The sequence below is a fragment of the Hydrogenophaga sp. GW101-3F08 genome (assembly GCF_059424585.1).
Genome location: NZ_JBWKZP010000004.1, coordinates 143,015 through 164,259, shown reverse-complemented (window position 1 = coordinate 164,259; position 21,245 = coordinate 143,015). Strand labels below are relative to the sequence as shown.

22 protein-coding genes and 1 pseudogene are annotated in these 21,245 nt (G+C 64.0%); 13 read left to right on the top strand and 10 right to left on the bottom strand.

What is annotated here, in order from left to right:
• Positions 1–7 precede the first annotated feature (7 nt).
• Positions 8–928 (bottom strand): LysR family transcriptional regulator, encoded by a 921-nt coding sequence (locus tag AC07YZ_RS12920; RefSeq protein WP_226492064.1) that lies wholly within the window; start codon positions 926–928, stop codon positions 8–10.
• Positions 929–1,046: 118 nt separating this feature from the next.
• Here AC07YZ_RS12920 and AC07YZ_RS12915 point away from each other — a divergent pair, with 118 nt between their 5' ends.
• The 3 genes from AC07YZ_RS12915 to AC07YZ_RS12905 all read left to right on the top strand — a co-directional run bounded on the left by AC07YZ_RS12915 (position 1,047) and on the right by AC07YZ_RS12905 (position 6,012).
• Positions 1,047–2,426: a ribulose-bisphosphate carboxylase gene (locus AC07YZ_RS12915; protein WP_494795028.1), complete on the top strand. Its 1,380-nt coding sequence runs from the start codon at positions 1,047–1,049 to the stop codon at positions 2,424–2,426.
• Between the two features lie 361 nt (positions 2,427–2,787).
• The gene (locus AC07YZ_RS12910) at positions 2,788–3,597 is read left to right on the top strand and encodes a CbbQ/NirQ/NorQ/GpvN family protein (protein WP_494795027.1); all 810 of its coding nucleotides are present in this window, start codon (positions 2,788–2,790) and stop codon (positions 3,595–3,597) included.
• A gap of 36 nt (positions 3,598–3,633) precedes the next feature.
• Positions 3,634–6,012 carry a nitric oxide reductase activation protein NorD gene (locus AC07YZ_RS12905; protein ID WP_494795026.1) on the top strand — a complete coding sequence of 793 codons (2,379 nt, stop codon included), beginning with the start codon at positions 3,634–3,636 and terminating at the stop codon, positions 6,010–6,012.
• Between the two features lie 65 nt (positions 6,013–6,077).
• Here the strand turns inward: AC07YZ_RS12905 and AC07YZ_RS12900 are convergent, their stop codons facing one another.
• From AC07YZ_RS12900 to AC07YZ_RS12885, 4 genes are all read right to left on the bottom strand, one after another.
• The gene (locus AC07YZ_RS12900) at positions 6,078–7,151 is read right to left on the bottom strand and encodes a hypothetical protein (RefSeq protein WP_494795025.1); all 1,074 of its coding nucleotides are present in this window, start codon (positions 7,149–7,151) and stop codon (positions 6,078–6,080) included.
• Positions 7,152–7,195: 44 nt separating this feature from the next.
• The gene (locus AC07YZ_RS12895) at positions 7,196–7,609 is read right to left on the bottom strand and encodes a type II toxin-antitoxin system VapC family toxin (RefSeq protein ID WP_494795024.1); all 414 of its coding nucleotides are present in this window, start codon (positions 7,607–7,609) and stop codon (positions 7,196–7,198) included.
• A gap of 10 nt (positions 7,610–7,619) precedes the next feature.
• Entirely contained in the window at positions 7,620–7,877 is a 258-nt protein-coding gene (locus AC07YZ_RS12890; protein ID WP_494795023.1) for a type II toxin-antitoxin system Phd/YefM family antitoxin, read from the bottom strand.
• Between the two features lie 74 nt (positions 7,878–7,951).
• A complete protein-coding gene (locus AC07YZ_RS12885) occupies positions 7,952–10,351 on the bottom strand; it encodes an ATP-dependent DNA helicase (RefSeq protein ID WP_494795022.1) in 2,400 nt (799 codons plus the stop codon).
• A 60-nt stretch (positions 10,352–10,411) separates the two neighbouring features.
• Here AC07YZ_RS12885 and AC07YZ_RS12880 point away from each other — a divergent pair, with 60 nt between their 5' ends.
• Genes AC07YZ_RS12880 through AC07YZ_RS12870 form a run of 3 tightly spaced genes read left to right on the top strand, consistent with a single transcriptional unit; the run spans position 10,412 to position 11,872 of the window.
• Positions 10,412–11,338: an IS1595 family transposase gene (locus AC07YZ_RS12880; protein ID WP_494795176.1), complete on the top strand. Its 927-nt coding sequence runs from the start codon at positions 10,412–10,414 to the stop codon at positions 11,336–11,338.
• Positions 11,335–11,517, top strand: a complete 183-nt coding sequence (locus AC07YZ_RS12875; protein WP_494795021.1) for a hypothetical protein — start codon at positions 11,335–11,337, stop codon at positions 11,515–11,517. Before AC07YZ_RS12880 ends, AC07YZ_RS12875 begins: the two co-directional genes overlap by 4 nt.
• A 58-nt stretch (positions 11,518–11,575) precedes the next feature.
• Positions 11,576–11,872 carry a hypothetical protein gene (locus AC07YZ_RS12870; RefSeq protein WP_494795020.1) on the top strand — a complete coding sequence of 99 codons (297 nt, stop codon included), beginning with the start codon at positions 11,576–11,578 and terminating at the stop codon, positions 11,870–11,872.
• 192 nt (positions 11,873–12,064) lie between these two features.
• On the opposite strand, the gene AC07YZ_RS12865 is transcribed toward AC07YZ_RS12870, so the two are convergent.
• The gene (locus AC07YZ_RS12865; RefSeq protein WP_494795019.1) at positions 12,065–12,901 is read right to left on the bottom strand and encodes a hypothetical protein; all 837 of its coding nucleotides are present in this window, start codon (positions 12,899–12,901) and stop codon (positions 12,065–12,067) included.
• Between the two features lie 40 nt (positions 12,902–12,941).
• Here AC07YZ_RS12865 and AC07YZ_RS12860 point away from each other — a divergent pair, with 40 nt between their 5' ends.
• Positions 12,942–13,796 (top strand): hypothetical protein, encoded by an 855-nt coding sequence (locus AC07YZ_RS12860; RefSeq protein ID WP_494795018.1) that lies wholly within the window; start codon positions 12,942–12,944, stop codon positions 13,794–13,796.
• A 64-nt stretch (positions 13,797–13,860) separates the two neighbouring features.
• On the opposite strand, the gene AC07YZ_RS12855 is transcribed toward AC07YZ_RS12860, so the two are convergent.
• From AC07YZ_RS12855 to AC07YZ_RS12845, 3 genes are all read right to left on the bottom strand, one after another.
• Entirely contained in the window at positions 13,861–14,946 is a 1,086-nt protein-coding gene (locus tag AC07YZ_RS12855; RefSeq protein WP_494795017.1) for an alpha/beta fold hydrolase, read from the bottom strand.
• 154 nt (positions 14,947–15,100) lie between these two features.
• Complete coding sequence (locus AC07YZ_RS12850) at positions 15,101–15,490, bottom strand: DUF302 domain-containing protein (protein WP_494795016.1); 390 nt, start codon at positions 15,488–15,490, stop codon at positions 15,101–15,103.
• A 184-nt stretch (positions 15,491–15,674) separates the two neighbouring features.
• A complete protein-coding gene (locus AC07YZ_RS12845) occupies positions 15,675–16,466 on the bottom strand; it encodes a CBS domain-containing protein (RefSeq protein WP_494795015.1) in 792 nt (263 codons plus the stop codon).
• 318 nt (positions 16,467–16,784) lie between these two features.
• On the opposite strand from AC07YZ_RS12845, the gene AC07YZ_RS12840 reads away from it, so the two are divergent.
• The 6 genes from AC07YZ_RS12840 to AC07YZ_RS12815 all read left to right on the top strand — a co-directional run bounded on the left by AC07YZ_RS12840 (position 16,785) and on the right by AC07YZ_RS12815 (position 19,646).
• Positions 16,785–16,976 (top strand): hypothetical protein, encoded by a 192-nt coding sequence (locus tag AC07YZ_RS12840; protein ID WP_226492072.1) that lies wholly within the window; start codon positions 16,785–16,787, stop codon positions 16,974–16,976.
• Positions 16,977–17,104: 128 nt separating this feature from the next.
• Positions 17,105–17,353: a hypothetical protein gene (locus tag AC07YZ_RS12835; RefSeq protein WP_226492073.1), complete on the top strand. Its 249-nt coding sequence runs from the start codon at positions 17,105–17,107 to the stop codon at positions 17,351–17,353.
• Between the two features lie 87 nt (positions 17,354–17,440).
• Positions 17,441–17,815, top strand: coding sequence for a YciI family protein (locus tag AC07YZ_RS12830; protein ID WP_494795014.1), 375 nt, complete (start codon positions 17,441–17,443; stop codon positions 17,813–17,815).
• A gap of 64 nt (positions 17,816–17,879) precedes the next feature.
• On the top strand, positions 17,880–18,416 hold the full coding sequence (locus tag AC07YZ_RS12825; RefSeq protein ID WP_494795013.1) for a dihydrofolate reductase family protein: 537 nt from the start codon (positions 17,880–17,882) through the stop codon (positions 18,414–18,416).
• A 14-nt stretch (positions 18,417–18,430) separates the two neighbouring features.
• Positions 18,431–18,694, top strand: coding sequence for a hypothetical protein (locus AC07YZ_RS12820; protein WP_494795012.1), 264 nt, complete (start codon positions 18,431–18,433; stop codon positions 18,692–18,694).
• A 283-nt stretch (positions 18,695–18,977) separates the two neighbouring features.
• Entirely contained in the window at positions 18,978–19,646 is a 669-nt protein-coding gene (locus AC07YZ_RS12815) for a S1 family peptidase (protein ID WP_494795011.1), read from the top strand.
• 504 nt (positions 19,647–20,150) lie between these two features.
• Here the strand turns inward: AC07YZ_RS12815 and AC07YZ_RS12810 are convergent.
• A pseudogene (locus AC07YZ_RS12810) lies at positions 20,151–21,168 on the bottom strand (IS110 family RNA-guided transposase).
• Between the last annotated feature and the right edge of the window lie 77 nt (positions 21,169–21,245).

Here is a 21,245-nt window from a genome sequence, read left to right as displayed (position 1 = left end):
GGCCGGCTCAGGCGGTGGGCTGGGCGGGGCCCACGGGCCGGTGCTCGAACAGCCAGTCCTTGAACGCCAGCGCCGCGGCCGACAGCCGCTTGCCACGCGGGTAGACCACGTGCCAGCGGCGGATCAGCGGGAAGCCCACCACGTCCAGCATCACCAGCTCGCCCAGCGCGAGTTCGGACACCACCGTGGTGCTGGAGAGCACCGCCAGGCCCAGGCCGCCGGCCACGGTCTGCTTGATGGCTTCGTTGCTGCCCACTTCGAGCCGGTTCTTCAGCGTCACACCCTGGCTGGCGAAGAACTTTTCGGCGGTCAGCCGCGTGCCCGAACCCGGCTCGCGCAGGATGAAGGGCTCGCTGGCGAGCCGCTTGGGCGCGATCTTCTTCTGGCCCACCAGCGGGTGGTCGGGCGGCGCCACCAGCACCAGCGGGTTGTCGGCGAAGTTCTCGCTCACCACGTCCATGCTCTCGGGCGGCTGGCCCATGATGTAGAGGTCGTCCTGGTTGGCGGCCAGGCGCTGCAGCAGGTTTTCGCGGTTGCCCACCAGCATCGCCACTTCGATGCCGGGGTGCGCCGCGCAGAAGCCGCCCAGCAGCTTGGGCACGGTGTATTTCACGGTCGTGAGGATCGCCAGCTTCAGGCTGCCGCGCTCCACGCCCTGCAGCGCGGCCAGGTCTTCCGACAGGCGCTCCATGCGGGTCTCGATGTCGTGGCAGGCGTCGGCCAGGGTCTGGCCGGCGGCGGTGAGAAAGATCTTCTTGCCCAACTGCTCGAACAGCGGCTGGCCCACGGTTTCCGACAACTGCTTGACCTGCAACGACAGTGTGGGCGGCGACAGGTGCAGCGCCTCGGCGGCGCGCGCGAAACTGCCGTGGCGCGCCACCGCGTGAAAGATGCGCAGCTGGTGCAGGGTGGCGTGGCGCAGTTGCATGGTGTGCCTCATCTGTTGATTGATAAAACTCTACCGTAACAGTCTAAACATTTTACTTTTACTTATTCGTCTGCGGGCCAACAATCACCTCCATCAACAGCCCCTTATGGAGAGTCCCATGGACCAGAGCAACCGCTACGCCGACCTGAGCCTCAGAGAAGCCGACCTGATCGCCGGCGGACAACACATCCTCGTGGCCTACAAGATGAAGCCCAAGGCCGGCCACGGCTACCTGGAGGCCGCGGCCCACTTTGCCGCCGAATCGTCCACCGGCACCAACGTCGAAGTGAGCACCACCGACGATTTCACCAAGGGCCTGGACGCGCTGGTGTATTACATCGACGAGGCCACGGAGGACATGCGCATCGCCTACCCGATGGATCTGTTCGACCGCAACGTGACCGACGGCCGCATGATGATCGTCTCGTTCCTCACGCTGGTGATCGGCAACAACCAGGGCATGGGCGACATCCAGCACGCCAAGATCCACGACTTCTACATGCCCGAGCGTGCGATCCAGCTGTTCGACGGCCCGAGCAAGGACATCTCCGACCTGTGGCGCATCCTGGGCCGCCCGGTGAAAGACGGCGGCTACATCGCCGGCACCATCATCAAACCCAAGCTGGGCCTGCGCCCCGAGCCCTTCGCGGCGGCGGCCTACCAGTTCTGGCTCGGTGGCGACTTCATCAAGAACGACGAACCCCAGGGCAACCAGGTGTTTTCGCCGATGAAGAAGACGATTCCGCTGGTGGCCGACGCGATGAAGCGCGCCCAGGACGAAACCGGCCAGGCCAAACTGTTCTCGGCCAACATCACGGCCGACGACCATTACGAGATGTGCGCCCGCGCCGACTTCATCCTGGAGACCTTCGGCGCCGACGCCGACAAGGTGGCTTTCCTGGTGGACGGTTTCGTGGGCGGCCCGGGCATGATCACCACGGCGCGCCGCCAGTACCCCGGCCAATACCTGCACTACCACCGCGCGGGCCACGGCATGATCACCAGCCCGAGCGCCAAGCGCGGTTACACGGCCTTCGTGCTGGCGAAGATTTCCCGCTTGCAGGGCGCCTCGGGCATCCACGTGGGCACCATGGGCTACGGCAAGATGGAAGGCGAGAACGACGACCGCCTGATCGCCTACATGATCGAGCGCGACGAGTGCCAGGGGCCGATCTACTTCCAGAAGTGGTACGGCATGAAGCCCACGACGCCGATCATTTCGGGCGGCATGAACGCGCTGCGTCTGCCGGGTTTCTTCCAGAACCTGGGCCACGGCAACGTGATCAACACCTCGGGCGGCGGCTCCTACGGCCACATCGATTCGCCGGCCGCCGGCGCGATCTCGCTGCGCCAGTCCTACGAGTGCTGGAAATCGGGCGCAGACCCGATCGAGTTCGCCAAGGACCACCAGGAATTCGCCCGGGCCTTTGCATCGTTTCCGGGGGATGCGGACAAGCTCTATCCCGGCTGGCGCGAGAAGCTGGGGACTCACAGGTAATACCTGCTGCTTTCGTTGCCTTCGCTGCCTTCGGGCGGTGGCTGCTTCGGGATTGGGGCCGCTGGGCGCACTGCGACGCTCGTGTCCCCCGGCGGCGTTCCGCCGCCTCCTCCTTTACCTCGCTTTGCAGTACACCCATCGGCCCCAATCCCGAAGCAGCATGGGCGTGCAAAGGACAGATTGGAGCCCGGGTGCATGCGTTTGGAGCGCTGGGTGTCCGACGCAGCGAAGTAAAGGAGGAGGGCCGGGCGCAGCCCGGACCGGGGGACATGAGCGTAGTTGGATGCCCAGTGCTCCAAACGCGGAGCGAAGTGCCTTCATCACGGAGCCCAGCAAGGCCCCAGTCAATCGGAGACAAGAGATGACCACCGACTACCGCATCGACCAAGAACCCTACTACCAGCCGCAGAGCAACGAGGTTGCACTGTACGAAGCCGCCTACGACGCGCGCCTGCCGGTCATGCTCAAAGGCCCCACCGGCTGCGGCAAATCGCGCTTCGTCGAATACATGGCCTGGAAACTCGACCGCCCGCTCATCACCGTCGCCTGCAACGAAGACATGACCGCGTCCGACCTCGTCGGCCGCTACCTGCTCGAAGCCGGCGGCACACGCTGGCTCGACGGCCCGCTCACCCACGCCGCGCGCATCGGCGCCATCTGCTACCTCGACGAAATCGTCGAGGCGCGCCAGGACACCACCGTCGTGATCCACCCGCTGACCGACCACCGCCGCACCCTGCCGCTGGACAAAAAAGGCGAGCAGGTGCGCGCCCACCCCGACTTCCAGCTCGTCATCTCCTACAACCCCGGCTACCAGAACCTCATGAAGGACCTGAAGCCCTCCACCAAGCAGCGCTTCGCCGCCTTCGATTTTGACTACCCGCCGCCCGGGCAGGAAGCGCGCATCGTCGCCAGCGAAACCGGCATCGACGTGGCGCTGGCCGAACGGCTGGTGAAGATCGCCGTCGCCGCGCGCAACCTCAAGGGCCACGGCCTGGTCGAAGGCATCTCCACCCGCCTCATGGTCTACGCCGCCACGCTCATGCAGGGCGGCGTGGCGCCGCGCGACGCCTGCCGCATGGCGCTGGTGCGGCCGATCACCGACGACGCCGACATCCGCGAGACGCTGGACCACGCGATCGACGCCGTGTTCGAGACCGTGCCGGTCTGAGCCCGCCACGACACGGCGCCCACCCCACCCGACGCGATGACCGCCACCGAAACCGCGAGCTTCCTGGAGCGCCTGCCCGCGTGGCGCGCCCGGCTCGACACGCGTTTCCCCGAGGTGGACCCGGTGTTCGAGGCCTGCCTGGTCGATGCGGTGCGCGTGCTCAGCCCCGAGGGGCTGGACGCCTACATCGACTACGCGCGAACGCTCGGCAAGCTGGGCCGTGGCGTGGAGCCCATGTTGATCTTTCTGGCCGAGTGGCCGCAGGTCGCGCGCTCGCTGGGGGAAGACGCCTTGCCCGCCATCGCCGCCGCCATCCACACCCTCTACAAATCGCCCAACGGCAAAGCCATCACGCCGTTCCTGCAGAGCCTGGCTGCGGTGGCGCGGCGTCTGAGCCGCTCGCCGGGCCGCCCCAAGAACGACGGCGCGCCCCCTGGGGAGCTGGCGCAGCCGGGGTGGGGGGCGCTGTCCTCGCGCGAGCCGTTCCAGCGTTACCTCAGCCTCTCGCTCGACTTCATGGAGCGCACCACCGGCTCCATCCACGGCCACCACAAGACCTTTGCCAGCCCGGGCCTGCCGCTGTTCTTCGAGCGCGCGCCCCAACTGCTGGGCTTGCTCAGCGTGGGCGGGCTGCAGCGCTGGGTGGAGTACGGCATCCGCAACCATCAGCACCACCCCGACCATCAGCGCGACTACTTCGGCCTGCGCAGCGCCGACGCCAAGGCCGTGCTGCAGCGCGAGCGCCGCGGCACCCTGCTGGCCGACCACAGCCGCGCGCTTGATCTGTACCTGCAGGCGCTGTGGCAACAGCAGGCGCTGCTCGTGCCCTACGCGACCGCCCAGCTGGGCGGCGACAGCGTGCCGGATGCCTCGGCGCAACTGCGCCCGTATGTCGACCACCTGGGCATGCGCCTGCCCGACGTGTACGACGACCGCGCCGGCGTGCGTGGCATCGACCGCTACCGCGCCGCGCTCGCCCACATGGCCGGTCACCGGCGCTGGAGTCAGCCGCAAGTGGCCGACAACTGGAGCCCGTTCCAGCGCCTGGCGGTGGAGACGTTTGAAGACGCGCGCATCGACACCCTGCTGCTGCGCGAATACCCCGGCCTGCGCGGCACGCTGCTGCGCCTGCACCCGCGCCCGACGGAGGGCGCCTGCGACCCGGCCACGCACTCGTGCCTGCGCCACCGCCTGGCCATGCTCTCGCGCGCCCTGCTCGACCCGCAACACGGCTACACCGACCCGGACCTGCTTCATTTCCGCCAGCGCTTCCACCAGGCGCTGGCCACCGGCCCATCGAGCACACAAGAGATGGCCAGCCTCGCGCTCTCGTGCGTGGCACGCATCCGCCGCCAGAGCGACCAGCAGCCCAACGTGCTTTTCACCGACACCGAGGTGGACTACCGCGACGACAACCGCCACCTCTGGATCTACATCGAGGCCGGTGACGAAGAAGAGAGCTTCGAGCCACCGCGCCAGAGCGACACGCCGCCCGACGTGGCCGGCCTGCCGCCGCGCCACTACCCCGAGTGGGACCACCAGAGCCAGACCTGGCGGCCCGACTGGGTAAGCCTGTACGAGCGCCTGCAACCGAGCGGCAACCCGGCACAGATCCACGCCATCCTCGCGCGCCACGCCGGGCTGGCCAAGCAGCTCAAGCGCCTGCTCGATCTGCTCAAACCGCAGGACAAGCAGCGCATCCGCTTTCAGGAAGAGGGCAGCGAGCTCGACCTGGACGTGGCGATCCGTTCCTGGGTCGACTTCCAGAGCGGCGCCGCGCCCGACCCGCGCATCAACATGAGCCACCGCACCGACGGGCGCGACATCGCCGTGCTGCTGCTGCTCGACCTGTCGCAGTCACTCAACGAGCCGGTGTCATCGGGGCCTTCGGGTGGGAGCCGGCAGACCGTGCTCGACCTCAGCCGCGAAGCCGTCACCCTGCTGGCCTGGGCCATCGAACAACTCGGAGATCCCTTCGCCATCGCTGGCTTTCACTCCAACACCCGGCACGACGTGCGCTACCAGCACATCAAGGGCTTCGACGAAGGTTTTGATGAGGACGTGAAGGGCCGCCTGGCGGGCATCGAAGCGGGCTGGTCCACCCGCATGGGTGCGGCCCTGCGCCACGCCGGCCACTACCTGGGCGCGCGCCAGACCGACAAGAAGCTGCTGCTCATCCTCACCGACGGCCAGCCCAGCGACATCGACACGCCCGACGAGCGCACGCTGATCGAAGACGCGCGCGAAGCCGTGCGCGAACTCGGCCAGGACGGCATCTACACCCACTGCATCAGCCTTGACCCGAAGGCCGATGCCTACGTGGGCGACATCTTCGGCGGACGCCACACCGTGATCGAAAACGTGCAGCGCCTGCCCGAGCGGCTGCCGCAGTTGTTCATGTCGTTGACGCGGTAGCCGCGCCTACGCTGCCAAGTTTCACAACACCCGATACGTCGCCGTGCCGACGGACTGCGGCCTGTTCATAGCAATTCGTCCGAGAACATAGGCTGGGTGCGCATGAACTGCGCAAACTCATTCATGGGACCCTTGGGCACGTCCACCAAAAACTGGTCAACGATGGGCAGAAACCCTGCGTCCGGCAGGTACCGGGCGGCATAGAGGCTGTACATGCCCCCCTGCTCGCTGTTGTATGGCTTCCAGCGCTCGTCCCAGTACCAGTCGTACAAATCCCGGGCGGTGTGCAGGTGCTCCAGGGCGGGCAAGAACAGGCGCTCAAACTCCTCAAAGTACCAGGCGGCGTCCTCTTCGTAGGCAATGGTGTCAAACGGATACGTGCTGACCCGCTCCATGTCCTGCAATACCACCACACCCACCGGGCTGCGCCCATTCAATGTGGGATTCTCCAGCCCCCCCCCGCGTTGCTGTTGAACCCGGAGGTAACGTGCGCTGGTGACTTTCAGTTGCAACCGAAAGCCAACATCGGCACGAACTATCTGGTAACCCCCACCAGGCCTCAGCGGTCTCGTGAACCAAAATGACGCCTCTGGCCCTTCTTCAAACGCAAAGCCCAACGGCTCCAGCCGGGACTTCAGGCCCGCGATCACAAGGGAGCGCCGCGCTTTGTCCTTCATGGGGGGGGTCTGCCAAGCGGGATCCCAGTCCTGAAGCTGGGGTTCTGCGCCCGGACTGACATTGTTCCAATACGTGAACCAGAACCGACGCGATGGCACCATCACCTGTGCGCGAAGCTGCCGCACCAGGGGCATCAGCACACGCATCACCTCGTCCAGCCGGTTGGCGGGAACCCGCAGCTCGAAGCCTGGGCCACCCCACTGGCGATGGCGCAGCACGGGGTCGCCGTCCACCCACAAAGCACTGCCATGGGTTTGCCAGGGCAGTTGCTGCATCAAGCGGTGGATCAACCTGCCGCGCCATGCAAGGCTGCTCTCGGCGAAGCTTGGCCTCGGAAACGCCTCCATCAACATCAGCTCATCGCCAATCTCCTCAAGACCCAGGCCCAGTTGGCGCCCACCCTCTTCGAAGTATGGTGCCCAAACAAAGTGATTCAGAAAAATTGAAACGTTGGATTCCATGTGCAAACGCCCTGTCGAAAAAGTCTGAGTCCATCGGACGACGCTCAACCCCGCGCCACCCCAAACGGGTTGAACACCGCCACCCCCAGCGCCTTGAAATCCGCCACGTTGCGGGTCACCACGGTCAGGCCGTGGGCTTGGGCGGTGGCGGCGATCATGGCGTCCTCGTAGAGTGTGTCGGACTGGCGGTGCATGAGCCGCGCCCAGCGCCGGAAGGCGTTGGCGTCCATGGGCAGCACGTTGTAGGCGCTGGCCACGAGTTCCAGCCAGATTTCGATTTCTTCGGCTTTGGCGGCGTCTTGTTCGCGGGTCAGTTCGATGCCGGCCTGGATTTCACCGAGCGTCACGGCGGAGAGGAAGAGATGGGCGTCTTCAACGGACTGCAGCCAGGCGACCACGGCACCGTGGGGCCGGGGTTTGCGCAGTTCCGACACCACGTTGGTATCGAGCAGGTACATGCCGTCGGCCTCAGCTCAAGGGCGCCACGGGGCGGCGCCTGGCCCGGCCTCGGGGTGGAATCGCCAATGTGGCCCGCCCCGTGTCGGACAACAGCAGTTCCTTGAGCGAGGGGCGGGCGGCCGATTGCAGGCGCCGCCATTCTTGGATGGGCACCAGCACCGCCGCTTCCGCGCCCCGCTTGGTCACGAGTTGCGGGCCCTCGGTGAGGCAGGCGTCCAGAAACTCGCTGAACCGCGCCTTGGCGTCTTGTACCGGCCATGTGTGCATGTCATTCCCCTTGAACAAACCAGTTGGCTGACCAGTTTAAACGAATCACCAGCCAAGTGAGCACGAACGCTTTTTCACCAGGGCTGCGGCTCGCCACTGCGCACGTGCCACCACGCCGGCAGCAGCCGTCGCACCTCGGCGCGAGCGTAGCGGTCGTCGAGCAGCCAGACGGTGCCGTGGTCCTGCTCGCTGCGGATCACGCGGCCCGCGGCCTGCACCACCTTTTGCACGCCGGGGAACAGGTAGGTGTAGTCGTAGCCGCGGCCGAACTTCGCCTGCAGCCGGGCCTTGAGCTGTTCGTTCACGGGGTTCACCTGCGGCAGGCCCAGCGTGGCGATGAAGGCGCCGATGAGGCGGCGACCGGGCAGGTCGATGCCCTCGCCAAACGCGCCGCCGAGCACGGCAAAGCCGATGCCCTGGCCACCCTCGGTGAAGCGGGCGATGAAGGCCTCGCGCTCGGGCTCGCCCATGCCGCGCGACTGCGCCCAGACCGGTATATCCGGGTGGCGCTGCTGCAGCCGGTCGAGCGCCTGCGCCAGGTAGTCGAAGCTGCTGAAAAACGCGAGGTAGTTGCCGGGCTCGGCCGCGAACTGCGCCGCCAGGGTGTCGGCCATGGGCGTGAGCGACGCCAGCCGGTCGGTCCAGCGGGTGGAGATGTGTGGCGCCACGCGCACCGCGAGCTGTTCGCCGGAAAACGGCGAGGGCACGTCCACGCGCAGCGCGTCGGCCGGCAGGCCCAGCAGGTCGGCCACGTAGTCCATGGGCGCGAGCGTGGCCGAGAACAGCGTGGCGCACCGCACGGCGCTCCAGCGGTCCTGCAGCAGCGGGCCGGGCACGAGGTTGCGCAGGCTGATCAGCGGTTGTGCCACGCGCGTGCCCGGGGCGGGGTGGGGCGTGCGCGTGAGGTCGCAGAGGCTGTGGTCACCGTGCAGCTCGGCCACGCGCTGGAAATGCAGCGCCTCGAAGAACCAGGCCTGCAGCGGGCCGCTGGCGGCGTCTTGCGGGTGCTGGGCCAGATGGTCGCCGATCTCGCCGCAGAGCTGCTGCAGCGCGGCGGTGAAGGCGCCCGGGGGCTCGGGCAGCACGGTGTAGTCCCCCGCCTGTTCCCGCGCCAGCGCGTTCCACTGGCGGTGCAACCGGTCGAGGCCTTTTTTCAGCGCGGCCGGCGCGCTGCGGCGCAGCGCCTGGTAGGCCGACGGGTCGAGCCGGGCGCTGTACATGGCGCGGGCGCGTTCGATCAGGTTGTGCGCCTCGTCCACCAGCAGTGCGCTCTGCCAGCCGTGTTCGAGCGTGAGGCCGTGCCAGTGGGCGCCGAGGTCGAAGAAGTGGTTCACGTCGCCCACCGCCACATCGCTCCAGCGCAGCATCTCCTGCCCCAGGTAGTAGAGGCACACGCTGTGTTCCAGCGCCAGTTCACGCAGCGCGCCCTTGTCCAGCCAGCCGGCCTGCGCCGCGGCGGCGCGGGCCGCGGGCAGGCGGTCGTAGAAACCGCGTGCGAGCGGGCAGGACTCGCCGTGGCAGGCCTTGTCCGGGTGTTCGCAAGCCTTGTCGCGCGCCACGCGTTCGAGCACGCGCAGCGGCAGCACCGGGCGCGCCGGCGCTTGGCCGGCGGCGCCGAGGCGGGCCAGCGCGTCCAGCGCGAGCTGGCGGCCGGTGGTGCGCGCGGTCAGGTAGAAGAGCTTGTCCAGCCCCTGCGCGGGCGCGGCCTTGAGCGCGGCGAACAGCGTGGCCGCCGTCTTGCCGATGCCGGTGGGCGCCTGCGCCATGAGCACGCGGCCGGCGGCGTGGGCGCGGTAGACCGACTCGGCCAGCGCCCGCTGGCCGGCGCGGAATTCGGGGAAGGGGAAGGCCAGGGCGCGCAGCGCGGCGTCGCGCGCGTTGCGGTGGGCGCGCTCCTGCCGGGCCCAGCCGCTGTAGCGTTCGCACAGGTCTTCAAAGTGCGCGCGCAGGGCGCTGGCGCTGTGGGTTTCCGTCAGCGGTGTCTCGTGGCCGGTGTCGATGTTGAAGTAGACCAGCACCAGCTCGATGCGCTCCAGCCCGAGCTGTTCGCACAGCATCCAGCCGTAGACCCGCGCCTGCGCCCAGTGCAGGGCGCGCGCGTTGTCTGCTATCAGCGCGGCGTCGCCCCGGTGGGTCTTGATCTCTTCCAGGCGCTGCGCGGCGGCGTCCCAGCCGTCGGCCCGGCCCTGCACGCGCAGGCCGCGCCACTGGCTGGACAGCGGCACCTCGCGCTGGTAGCCCGCGCCGCGCCGCGACGTCACCTCGCCATGGCCGGCCACGCCTTCGCTGCCGCTGGGCGAGGGCGTGAAGCGCAGATCGAGGTCGCCGCGGCGCGCCGCGAAATCGCACAGCGTGCGCACCGCCACGGCGCCCAGCGGGGCGTCGGCGGCGGCTTCGTCAACCAGTCGGGGTGTGGCGGTGTTCAAGGGTGGGCTCGGGTTGTGAGGGGCATCGTACTGGATATATAGCCCCATGTTTTACTTGACGTACCCACTCAAAAGGCGCACACTTTGCGCACCCACTCAGGAAACGCCATGTCTTACCTCTCTCAGCCCCACTTTCACAACGAAGAAGCCGCATACGCTTTTGTCGAGGCCCGCGTGTGGCCGAACGGTCCGGTCTGCCCGCACTGTGGCGGCGTGGAGCGCAACAAACTGATGGGTGGCGCCTCCACCCGCATCGGCACCTACAAGTGCTATGACTGCCGCAAGCCGTTCACCGTCAAGGTGGGCACCATCTTCGAGTCGAGCCACATCCCTTTGCGCCTGTGGCTCCAGGGCATCTACCTCGTTGCGGCCAGCAAGAAGGGCATCAGCGCCAACCAGCTTCACCGCACTCTGGGTATCACCCTGAAAAGTGCGTGGTTCATGGGCCACCGCATCCGTGAGGCCATGCGCGACAGCAGCACCGATCTGCTGGGTGGTGGCGGGGCCATCGTTGAAGCCGATGAAACCTTCATGGGTGCCAAGCGTGGCACCAAGGCTGTTCAGGGCGGCGCTCACCGCAGCAAGGTCGTGTCTTTGGTTTCCCGCGAAGGCAAGACCCGTTCGTTTCACGTTGCCAACGTGGACAAGGACAACCTCAAGCCGATCCTGATGGCCAACATCGCCAAAGACTCCCACCTTATGACCGATGGCGCCGGGCACTACAAGAAGATCGGCAAGGAGTTCGATCTTCACGAGTCCACCAACCACACCCAGAAGGAATACGCGAAGGATTCCAAGGTGGCAGGCGTTCGCGCCCACAGCAACACCGTCGAGTCCTACTTCGGCATCCTCAAGCGCGGCATCACTGGCGTCTATCACCACGTCAGCGAGGAACACCTTCAGCGCTATGTCGATGAGTTCGACTTCCGATTCACTAACCGCAAGTCGCAGGGCATTGATGACGCCCAGCGTGCCGACCTCCTGCTTAAAGGTGTGGTGGGCAAGCGGCTGACCTATGAAACGATTGCGCAATGAAAAAGAAACCGACGCATGGCACTGGCGACCGAAGCCACCTAAACATCCCCGACGATCCTGAACAGTCAAAGCGCTTTGAGGAAAAGGCGCGGGAGCTTGAGGCTGAAAGGAACGGGGAGCAGTTTGAGAAGGTGATTCAGACCATCGTGCCGACAAAGAAACCACCGTCGTCAAGTTGAGGGAGGTGATAGGCACACATCACTCATACACTGAGCAGCCAATCAACTAGGAGACACGATGGACGCTGAAGAACGAATTAAGACATTGGAGGCAAAAGTTTCTGCCTTATCGAAAACCATTGCAGAAGCGAATGCTGAAGCAACAACCGCAAAAATGCTTGCGCTTAGTTTGGCTGCAGTCAGTCCGCATCCAGGCGCTGTGCTGGCAGGCTTCAAAGCGTTCGTCGCCAGTGTAGAAGGGCACACAGTTTTTTCGCCAGCGTCGGACGAATTGATTCTTTTGCATAGTCGGACACAGCAACCAGTCTTCGAACTTCTGACAAGGCTGCTTCAGCCTCCGCCAAGCGCCGATTGATGAGTCGTGCTCGCGGTGACTCTATCGGTGCCTGATGAGAAAGGCCGCTGAGGGTCTTGGCCACTGAGCGACCAAGTTCATCCGCCGCAATTTCTAGGGGAGTGGGGTTGTCGGTCAAGACCGGATGATGTTTCATCCACCCATGATCCCCCTAAGCACCAGCCAGCGCGAACCCTATGCAGGGTTGCTACCCTATGCGAGAGGCATCCCCTGCTCATCCATCCGGCCCGCGACCCTTTGCAAAAGGGCCTTGACGCAATCCCGGATCGATTCAGCTTCTTCGCGGGTGTACTTGTTTTCGATGTGCATGGTGCTGTTCCGCCATGCGTGCATCACCGCTTCTATCGAGGCGTAGATGCCTGAGAAGTAGTCGTTTTCAGGCCATTTTGGCGAAGCGCCAGTCCGCATTTCTCGCAGCTCTTTGAGGATGCTTCCCCAATTCCTACCCTGAGCCACCAGCGGATCGGTCGCGCCCAAGCAAAGCCTGACCGCCCGAAGCGCCGACTCAACCGACCTCATCCAGTGAAACACCGCTGCGGTGTACCGTCCAAGCGCCATGCATTTCGATGCCTCGTCAAGCTCAAAAACTATTGATGGAAACTTTGCATGCACCTCGTCGCCGAAATTGTCAGCGGCGAATTCGGCGGCTTCGGTTTTGTTCAGGGAAAGCAGGAATCTGGTTCCAAGTTCGTCCTGAAGGCGCATCTGGATCGACTCTCCAAGCTGGAACAACTCCCGATGCCCGATCACGCCTCCATGTATCTTTGCCTTCAGGCGGTTAGCCTCGGCGAGAGCTACTGGCAGTTCCAGAGCGACGAGGGAAGCAGTCAAAAGGTCAACGGACACCTTTAGGCTATCCACAAAGTCAGCTTGAACCTGAACATCCAAAACGTCATTCATGACGCCAGGTGCTCTTGTTCCAAGCTCCAAGCCCTTGAGCAGTCCAAGACTTCCTGTTGCCGCGCTGAAAGCAGCGGCATTGACCTTGAGCATGTCCAACTCCGAGAAAAGACGTTTGCGGCTGGTCATCTTACATCTCTCTCAGGATTTTGGGTACGCGAAGTAAAACATGGGGATATATAGTCAGTTCATGGAGCCCGCCCTGTCCCCCGAACCGCCCCCGCTCAACCGCCAGCACCACCGGCGCCTGCGCGACATCTACCGCTCGGCCGGCTGGCCCTGCGCCGACATGATCGAGGTCGAGCTGCTGGCGGCCGGCTTGCTGGAGCGCCGGGTGTCCGCCGACGGCCATGAAACCCTGCGCGTGACCGACGCCGGCATCCAGACGCTGGCGCGCGTGTTCGCCAGCAACAAGGCCGCGCGCACGCCGCACGAGGCGCTGGTGGAGCAGGTCGCGGTGGCCATGACGCGTGCCGGCCGCCTGGCCTGGCGTGGTCTGATGCTGCGCGTGCCGCTGCCCCGGGCCTTGCTGTTGGGCGAGGCCGCAGCGCCGGTGGCGGCGGAGCCCGCGCCCGGCTGGGCGGCGCAGATGGCGGCCTTTGAATCCGAAGTGACCACCAACCCCGCTGAGCCCCAACACGCCTGGTGCATGGCCTGCCCGGACGTGTTTTCCATCCGCCGCAGCTCGGTCGAGGCCTACCTGGAACCGGTGGTGCACGAGATCAAGGTCAGCCGCGCCGACCTGCTGGGCGACCTGAAAAAACCCGCCAAGCGCGCCGCCTACCTGGAGATGGCCAGCGCCTGCTGGTACGTGCTCGGCCACGACGCCAAGGGCCGGCCCATCGCCCAACCCGAAGAGGTGCCGCCCGAGTGCGGCGTCATGTACGCCCGCGACGGCGAGCTCAGCATCGCCCGCGAAGCGCCGCGCCGCGGCATCGAGCGCCTGCCGTTTCATGTGTGGATGACGCTGGCGCAGACCGAGCCGGCCGTGCGGCTGGAAGAGTCGGGCCAGGCGCGGTTTTGAACCATCCGGAATCACCCCAGAAACACGGTGTATTCATGCGGGCGCTGAAGGTTTTTCGGAACGACTATTGCTTCAGAGCAAGGGGTTTCACAAATTCGCTCACAGCACTGACAAATTCATCAACTTGGTCATGCATGATGAAGTGCCCACTGTCTCTGACAATGATATGACGTGAATTGCTGGATAGACGGGCCAGATCATTCTGCTCTGCCTGTTTGATTCGGGCAAGCGCCTTTTCTGCTTCAATATTCTTCCCCAATCTCTCCGCTTCTCGCTCCACCAGTTTCAGATCTATAAGATTACCGGCGGTCAAGGTCAATAAGGGAAGCGCTCCCAAACTGCCAGGTGGAGGTGTAGATGGATCAAGCCCTCGGCGCATGACAGTAATTTCATTGACAACCGCACGAGCGGTATCGGTGCGGTTCTGGACAGCCGTTTTCGCCATCACAACTTCCGCTGGTAGGGGCGAAGGTTGGCGATCGGCATTGGCAATCCCCATCAATCGAACGAGACCGACCCGTGCCAATGGCTCGGCAACTGCAATGAGCACGGCCTGTTTCTGATAGTCCCAAGCAGCATGGTGATACTGATGCATGGGACCTTGTTCATGAGCCGAATCGACAAGAACGATGCCCTGCGTCTCTTCCGGAAACTGATGATAGAAAGCGCGAACATATATTCCGCCACGGGAATGACCGACCAATACATAAGGTGAAGGAATGTCTGCCTTATTCAACAATGCACGCAGGTTTTTGGTGACATGTTCGGGCTGGATAGGGGTGTCTATCAGATCGCTCCAGCCAAGCCCAGGACGGTCGTAGGAGCAAACGCGCATGTTCTGCGCGAGCCTGGATTGAACCGGATGCCAACTCAAAGAGTTTTCCCCAAGTCCCGCCTCAAGAATGAGCGTTGGAGAACCAGATCCCATGCAATTCAGGTGAAAATTGACGCCATTCATTGAGATCATGCGCCCTGGGGGTGGAAATTCAGCCAAATCTGTTGCGGTTCTTTTGGATTGATAGACTGCTCCTGCCAGCACGGCAAAGAATGCAATTCCAAAAACAAATACAACAAATCGAAATCGCCGCGATGAAGTGAGTTTCATGTCATCCAGTGTTTGACGTGATGGGTAACCAAGGGCGATTGCCATTGGACATCTCTCTCGATGGATCTTGCACCGCATCCGCTCGTCGCTCTGCTCTGTGCTCTGAATGGGCACGGCCACCGTCTGGAGATCCCAGGTCCGCGACCGGGATCAAGCCATGCCCAGAACTGGTATTTACCAGCCTTCAGGGCCGCCGACCTCACGGCATCAGGTTCTTGCAGGCCCGCCGCAGGCGCTGCTCCGCGTCCTGTGCGACAGCTTGCACCTCGGGCTTGTTGACCATCTCCATCATCACCAGCGGATCGATAAACGCCACCGTGACGCGGCCCTCGGCTTCCTGGCGGACGACCACGTTGCACGGCAGCAGCAGGCCGATGTCGGGCTCGGCCTGCAAGGCCTTGTGCGCCAGCGGCGGGTTGCAAGCACCCAGAATGCGGTAGGGCGGCATGTCGACGCCGAGCTTTTCCTTCATCGCGCTCTGCACGTCGATATCGCTCAGGACACCGAAGCCCTCCTGCTTGAGCGCAGCCATGACGCGCTCCAGGGCGTCGTCGAACGACAGTTCGAGGGTGGCATTGAATCCGTACATCTGGCTTCTCCTGGGCGGTGGGTGGGCTGGTTCATTTGGCCGGTCCCTGTGTGGCGCCGTATTCGTTCGGCGCCGGCTGGTTGACCTCTGGCGCGGTGGGGTCCACCGGTGTCTTGTCACAGGCGCCCAACGTTGAGATCTCGGCTCCAGCGTCTGGACAATCGACCGAGCGCGCGGTCCAGGCCTACGGTTGCGAGATGCCGACCAGGGCGTCAGCGGTGGGCTGGATGTCGTCGGCTTCGACGGCGAAGTCGCCGAGCGAAACAATGCCCACCAGGCGCTTCTCGCGGTTCACGACCGGCAGGCGCCTGACCTGGTACCGGCTCATCTTGTCGGCACCCGCCTCCACGGTGTCGTCCTCATAGCACCAGATCACATCTTCCGACATCACGTCGCGCACCAGCGTGTCGCCGCCCTTGCCTTCGGCGACGGCACGCACGGCGATGTCGCGGTCGGTCACCGCGCCGATCATCCGGTCGTTCTCGCCCACGGGCAGCATTCCGAAGCCTTCGTCCCGCATGCGGGCGGCGGCGTCCCGGAGCGTCGCGTCGGGGCTGATCACTTGCACGTCGGGGCTCATCACGTCTTTGAGTCGTTGCATGTTCGTCTCCTGGTCAGGGTTTGTCGTGCGTGTGGCCACAGGGTTCGCGGGCTGGCCCGAATCCTCCGGGCTCGCCATGGCGCCTGCCGCTCCGCCGCCCAGTGCGCCGGCAACGGCACCCACCGTGCCACCCACCACCGCACCCACGGGGCCACCCACCACGCTGCCGATGGCGGCACCTGCTGCCACACCGACCACAACGCCGCCTCCGGTCAGCACCGAGTTGGCCTCGCGCTCGGCCTCCTTGGGTTCCAGCAACGACTGGGCTGCGGGGTTCGGGTCCTGCGACGGAATGCCGTGGCCAGGACGGGCTTGCTCGGCGAGGTCGCCGTCAACCGGTGCCGACTTCGCCTGGGGAAAAGTAGATGGATTCATGATGGCTCCTTTGCGTCAGTGACGCGCTGGGGGTGAAAGGCGCGTGTCGGCGCTGAGGGGGGAATGAGGGCGCCTGGAGGGTGGTGTCCGACGCTGGAAAAGTGATCATTCACTCGCTGTTGTCCCCGGTCTGTGCGGTTGCGCACGCCAGCGCGCGGAGGGAACGAATGAACGTTCATGAGGTTTCCTTTCTCACGCAGGTGGGCTGGCTGGGCTTAATCGTTCGCTGGCGAACAGACAGACCGCCTCAAACATGACCCCATGAGGGCTCTGCGATCGGCAGCCAAACGTTCCGCCCCCCAACCGAAAGGAAACACCATGACTCGCGAGAAAACGGCCCACATTGAGCCATCCAAGCACTCAACCGACGAAGTTGATGAATTTCTGGAGATGGTGGAGGCCAACGTCGATGACGCTCCAGGCGCTGGTTCGCCGGCCATCAAGCCGAACACGAATCTGGATGCCGACGGCAAGCCCACCACGGACACACCGAAGAACCCCAAAATCTGAACCATCACATCGCCCCCGAGCACCAGCGCGTCGCGGCGGGCCACAGAAACCGGCAGAATGGCCCGGGTCAGGCAGACCGGGGTGTGCCCGGTTTGAAAACGCGACGACGTCGAAGAAGGTGAATGCTCATGAGACTGGTGGCTGTGTTGTTGGCTCTTCTGGTGGTGGGGCTTCTCGTGGCCCGTCAACTGGGCGGCGGCGCGCCGGCCCAGGTTCAAAAGCCGGAGGCCATTTCGGATGTGGCGGTTCCCGGCATGCCCACTGTTCCCACCAAGCCCCAGGACTTGCCCCAGTTCGAAAAGCAGGTCGAGGGCTACGTCAACGATCTGGCCGCCGAGCGGGCCAAACAGCTGGAGCAGGCGGAATCGGGGAAGTGACGGGGGCCAGCAAATTCTTTCGAATCTTGTCGATGGCCGGGTGGTTGCTTCGTCGTAAAGACAGCATCCACCAAAAAGGAGTGAGTCATGAAGTACCTCGGCCTTGCCTACTACAACCCTGAAAAATTCGCCGCGATGGCGCCAGACGACGTGCAGGCATTGGTGAGCCAATGCCCGCCGATGGATGGAAAGATGCGAGCCACCGGAAAGGTGCTGGTTTCCGCGTCGCTTTCCGAGCCCAAGGACTGGATCACGCTGCGCCCGCAAGGGGGCAAGCCACGGATCAGCGACGGACCCTATACCGAGGCCAAGGAAATGGTGGGTGGTCTGTTCATCATCGAGGCTGAAAGCCGTGACGAGGCAACGCGCCTCGCGGCCATGCACCCCGCCGCCTCGTTGGGCGAGGCTGGCGGATGGGGCATCGAGTTGATTCCCATGGACTCCTTCCTGAGCTGGTGTTGAACCGGGCCGGGCGGCCCGTTGCGTATCTCGAACGGAGGACACCATGGGACTCTTGACCTTCAGTATGAACGTCACCCTGGACGGCTGCGTCGACCACCAGGAAGGAATCGCCGACGACGAGACACACGCCTTTTTCACCCGCCTCATGGACGAGGGCGGGGCGATGCTGTGGGGCCGCGTCACCTACGAGATGATGGAGAGCTACTGGCCAGCGGTCGCCCGCGGCGACGAAGAGGCGCCGCCAGCGATGCGCGAGTGGGCAGTCAAGCTGGAGGCCAAGCCGAAGTACGTGGTGTCATCGACGCGAAAGGACTTCCCATGGACCAACAGCCACCACATCGCCGGCGACCTGCGCACGGGCGTACAGAAACTCAAGGACGCGACCCCGGACGGCGTGCTCCTCGGTAGCGGCAAGCTCGCGACCGAGCTGGACCGGCTGGATCTGATCGACGAGTACAAATTGCTCGTCCACCCCAGGATCGCTGGCCACGGCCCGACCCTGTACGAGAGCGGGCTGCCCAGCACGCGACGGCTTGAGTTGATCTCGGCCAAGCCATTGCGCTGCGGCGCGGTCGCCATGCACTACCGGCGCGCGTGCTGACCCGGAGATGGGTCATGTCGCCTGACAACGCGCTGCACTCGGACGGCCTCGCGTTGCTCGGCTCGCCGGTGAGCGCGGGCGTTGAACGACTGCTTCGCCGACATAGCAACGGCCGCTCCTGGCCGGAATTTCCTGCTCGCGGTCAACGCCGGCACCAGCCGTTCAGCGCGACGCGGACTGAACGGCTGGTCTTCGAGGCGACGAACTCAACATCGCGACCCGGAGCAGGCATACGGAAGATCGACCAAGAGTTGTCGGTCAAACGGCTACGGCTGTGACATCTCGCACGAACATGGTGCGTTCAGGGCAATTAAACGGTATTGATCTTGAGGCTATAGTGCTTGCAAGGGAGCAGTTCGTGAACTTGGTCCAGTAAGCGCTTGGACACCAGTGACGGCGACTTTGTCAGATTTTCCATGCCTGTTCATGCATCCAGTACACGAGGACAATCACATGATTTCAAAAGGTTTTTCAGGTTTTACGTTCTCATGTTATCCGACGGTTGCCGGGCATATCCGGTGATTCGGCGACTACATCAAAGTTAGGCCTCGCGATCACACCGTGTTGCCGTCAAATCTTGTCTACCGGACATTCTTTATCCGCGCTGAGCAGTACGGGACTGCGTTCACGATAGACGTGGGAGACAAACAGTTCCTCGTCACCGCCCGGCACTTGATCTCTTCTACCGGAGACCAGATTGAACTTCAGATCCTTCACAGCCGACAGTGGCATAAAGGCCGCGTCCGCGTTGTTGGTCGAGGCAAAGGCGACCTCGACATAGCTGTCCTTCAAGCACCCAAGCGACTGACCGCGAAAGAGTTCGAGGTGACATTGTCTATGGGCGAAATCGTTCTGGGTCAGGATGTGTTCTTCCTCGGATTCCCGTACAAACTTTGGACTGACTACGGCGATCTACTTGGCGGCTTGCCAGGCCCTTACTTGAAGAAGGGCGCCCTTTCAGCCGTCACAATGGAGAGTCCGCAAACGCTCTATGTCGATGCGATAAACAATGAAGGCTTCTCTGGGGGGCCGCTCTACTTTTTCAAGAACGGCAACATGAAAGAGGTCTGTATAGCCGGAATCGTGTCCAAGTACCGAACGGAGCACGAACCCGTTATTGACCAGAACGGTGGAAGGACTGGATTGTCAGTCGAGTACAACACCGGTTTCATGGTGGCCTACGGCATCAAGCATGCATTGGAAATCATCGCTGCGGCGGGCGAGGCCTAACCCCTCGCTCGAGAGCGGACTGTCCACGGCAGGCCGTCTTGCCCGCGCCATGCGCCGCGGGCATGATGCACGGCGCGGGCAAGCCGTCCTGCAGCGGCCAGCCGCTCAGCTCGAACTACAAGGGCTTCCCCCCAAAAGTCAAACACCGATCCAGCCGTGATGCATCGCAAAGCGATGCATCACGGAACAGACGTTGAATTGACGGCTTTCCACCTTCTGCGCCAAGTCTGCGTTGCTCAGCGAGCAAGGGATGCGGACAGCGAAACTACAAACGGTCATGAATGCTGCTCAATGGCAGCGGACCCTGATGAAAGACGCGCGCGGGGGACCCATTCGTTAGCCGAGGATGACCGGTGTTTCCATCGGCCCTGGACTCCTTGAGTTAAACGGTCACGCCCCGCGCAGGTCCAACCTTGACTCATCAAACACGTTGGCTGCACGCGGTGGTGGAAATCAATCTCTGTGGCTCACGTTCAGTTGTCTTGTGATGGTCTGCCTCGGCGCTCAGGCCGGTAGCCTGAACGCCTCACCCCGACTGAGCACGGCCCAGCACATTCGGGCGTTCTTGGCCGCGATGGCCACCACCGCTTTCCAGTAGCCCCGGCGCTGCGCCAGCGCCACCGCCCAGCGGCTGATCGGGTCGGTCTTGTTCTTGGCGGCGGCCAGTACCGCTCGCGCACCCAGCACCAGCAGGCCGCGCAGGTACGGGTCACCGGCCTTGGTGATGCGCCCCAGGCGCCGCCTACCGCCCGAGCTGTACTGCCCGGGCACCAGACCGAGCCAGGCGCACAACTGGCGCCCGCATTTGAAGTCACGCCCATTGCCGATGGTGCTCAGCAGCGCCGTGGCGGTGGTCTCACCAATGCCCGAGAGCTGCATCAGCCGCTGGGCTTCGGTGCTCTGGCGCGCCATCGCGCGGATGTGGAGGTCGTACTGCGCGATGCGCCCATCAAGCCTGGCGACCTCACTGAGCAAATCACCGATCACGGTGTTGGCCCAGCCTGGAAGATCTTCCAGGCGAATCATGGCCTCGCGGCGCACGACGGCGGCCTTGAGTGGCAGCACGATGCCCAGCTCAGAGAGCAGGCCCCGGATGCGGTTGAGCGTGGCGGTGCGTTGTTCGACAAAGCCCTGGCGGGCGCGATGCACGAGCAACTGGCCTTGCTGCTCGATGCTTTTGATGGGCACGAAGCGCATGTTGGGCCTGGTGACGGCTTCACAGATGGCGGCGGCATCGGCCGCATCGTTCTTGCCGCGCTTGCCCGAGAGGCGGTAGGGGATGACGAACTTGGGTGGCCATCAGGCGCACGGTGTGACCGAACTTCTGGAACTCACGAGCCTAGTGGTGGGCACCGGAGCACGCTTCCATGCCGATCAGGCACGGCGGCAGCGAGGCGATGAGTTCCATCAGTTTGGCGCGAGGCACACTGGGGCGTACCAGTGTGGGTTTGCCTGACTCATCCACGCCGTGGACGGCAAAAACGTTCTTTGCCAGATCAATGCCAACGGATACGATTGCCATGGACTTCCCCTTCCAACAAACGAGTGAGTTGATGAGAGTTCGCACTTCCCATCGTGGCACTTTGATGCCGTACCCCG

Excerpts from the sequence above, each read along its gene's own strand:
- AC07YZ_RS12920 (WP_226492064.1), bottom strand. The coding sequence starts at position 928 with ATGCAACTGCGCCACGCCACCCTGCACCAGCTGCGCATCTTTCACGCG.
- AC07YZ_RS12915 (WP_494795028.1), top strand. The coding sequence starts at position 1,047 with ATGGACCAGAGCAACCGCTACGCCGACCTGAGCCTCAGAGAAGCCGAC.
- AC07YZ_RS12910 (WP_494795027.1), top strand. The coding sequence starts at position 2,788 with ATGACCACCGACTACCGCATCGACCAAGAACCCTACTACCAGCCGCAG.
- AC07YZ_RS12905 (WP_494795026.1), top strand. The coding sequence starts at position 3,634 with ATGACCGCCACCGAAACCGCGAGCTTCCTGGAGCGCCTGCCCGCGTGG.
- AC07YZ_RS12900 (WP_494795025.1), bottom strand. The coding sequence starts at position 7,151 with ATGGAATCCAACGTTTCAATTTTTCTGAATCACTTTGTTTGGGCACCA.
- AC07YZ_RS12895 (WP_494795024.1), bottom strand. The coding sequence starts at position 7,609 with ATGTACCTGCTCGATACCAACGTGGTGTCGGAACTGCGCAAACCCCGG.
- AC07YZ_RS12890 (WP_494795023.1), bottom strand. The coding sequence starts at position 7,877 with ATGCACACATGGCCGGTACAAGACGCCAAGGCGCGGTTCAGCGAGTTT.
- AC07YZ_RS12885 (WP_494795022.1), bottom strand. The coding sequence starts at position 10,351 with ATGGGGCTATATATCCAGTACGATGCCCCTCACAACCCGAGCCCACCC.
- AC07YZ_RS12880 (WP_494795176.1), top strand. The coding sequence starts at position 10,412 with ATGTCTTACCTCTCTCAGCCCCACTTTCACAACGAAGAAGCCGCATAC.
- AC07YZ_RS12875 (WP_494795021.1), top strand. The coding sequence starts at position 11,335 with ATGAAAAAGAAACCGACGCATGGCACTGGCGACCGAAGCCACCTAAAC.
- AC07YZ_RS12870 (WP_494795020.1), top strand. The coding sequence starts at position 11,576 with ATGGACGCTGAAGAACGAATTAAGACATTGGAGGCAAAAGTTTCTGCC.
- AC07YZ_RS12865 (WP_494795019.1), bottom strand. The coding sequence starts at position 12,901 with ATGACCAGCCGCAAACGTCTTTTCTCGGAGTTGGACATGCTCAAGGTC.
- AC07YZ_RS12860 (WP_494795018.1), top strand. The coding sequence starts at position 12,942 with ATGGGGATATATAGTCAGTTCATGGAGCCCGCCCTGTCCCCCGAACCG.
- AC07YZ_RS12855 (WP_494795017.1), bottom strand. The coding sequence starts at position 14,946 with ATGGCAATCGCCCTTGGTTACCCATCACGTCAAACACTGGATGACATG.
- AC07YZ_RS12850 (WP_494795016.1), bottom strand. The coding sequence starts at position 15,490 with ATGTACGGATTCAATGCCACCCTCGAACTGTCGTTCGACGACGCCCTG.
- AC07YZ_RS12845 (WP_494795015.1), bottom strand. The coding sequence starts at position 16,466 with ATGAATCCATCTACTTTTCCCCAGGCGAAGTCGGCACCGGTTGACGGC.
- AC07YZ_RS12840 (WP_226492072.1), top strand. The coding sequence starts at position 16,785 with ATGACTCGCGAGAAAACGGCCCACATTGAGCCATCCAAGCACTCAACC.
- AC07YZ_RS12835 (WP_226492073.1), top strand. The coding sequence starts at position 17,105 with ATGAGACTGGTGGCTGTGTTGTTGGCTCTTCTGGTGGTGGGGCTTCTC.
- AC07YZ_RS12830 (WP_494795014.1), top strand. The coding sequence starts at position 17,441 with ATGAAGTACCTCGGCCTTGCCTACTACAACCCTGAAAAATTCGCCGCG.
- AC07YZ_RS12825 (WP_494795013.1), top strand. The coding sequence starts at position 17,880 with ATGAACGTCACCCTGGACGGCTGCGTCGACCACCAGGAAGGAATCGCC.
- AC07YZ_RS12820 (WP_494795012.1), top strand. The coding sequence starts at position 18,431 with ATGTCGCCTGACAACGCGCTGCACTCGGACGGCCTCGCGTTGCTCGGC.